Raw genomic sequence first — 526 nt, 5'->3', positions numbered from 1 at the left:
AGACCGGCGCCCATGCCGGCCGCCTGCGCGCCCTGCCCCGGGAAAATCAGTGCCTTCATTTATCCTCCTGCGAACAGATAGCCGCCGATGCCGAGCGCGACGAGCATCGAGATCGCGACGACACCGCCGAGCTTGTGCTGCAGGCGGTCGATGCGTTCCCACGCCGCGTGGTCGGCTTGCGCCGCGTAGCGCATGCGGCGGATCACGATCCACACGCACACCGCGTTCAGCGCGATCGCGAGCGTGCCGAACGCGACCTTCGTGAGCAGGAGCGGCGTCGGCGCGCGATGCATGAGCAGGACCGCGCCCGTGATCAGCACGATCGTGAACGCCGGGATCTCGACATACTTGTCGGTGGTCCAGTGCAGCTTCGAGATGAACGCGCGTTGCTCGGGACTGCGATCGATCGCGTGCTCGAAGATGCCCTCGACGATCACGCAGCTCATCCACGCGGCGACGAAAATCAGATGCAGGAACAGCACGAGCTTCATGGCGTCTCCTTCATGTTCGGTCGATGCGGTTGGAC

At 64.8% G+C, this 526-nt stretch carries 1 protein-coding gene; it reads right to left on the bottom strand.

The genetic code is table 11. The annotated features are described in order from the left end of the window. Positions 1-59 precede the first annotated feature (59 nt). Positions 60-526: hypothetical protein (locus tag J5M73_RS31040; RefSeq protein WP_207816879.1), on the bottom strand; the 467-nt coding region annotated here is incomplete at its 5' end.

This window comes from Pseudomonas sp. 50_B (assembly GCF_017491625.1).
GTDB classification, from domain to species: Bacteria; Pseudomonadota; Gammaproteobacteria; order Pseudomonadales; family Pseudomonadaceae; genus Aquipseudomonas; species Aquipseudomonas danubii.
This window is presented reverse-complemented; position numbering and strand designations above follow the sequence as displayed.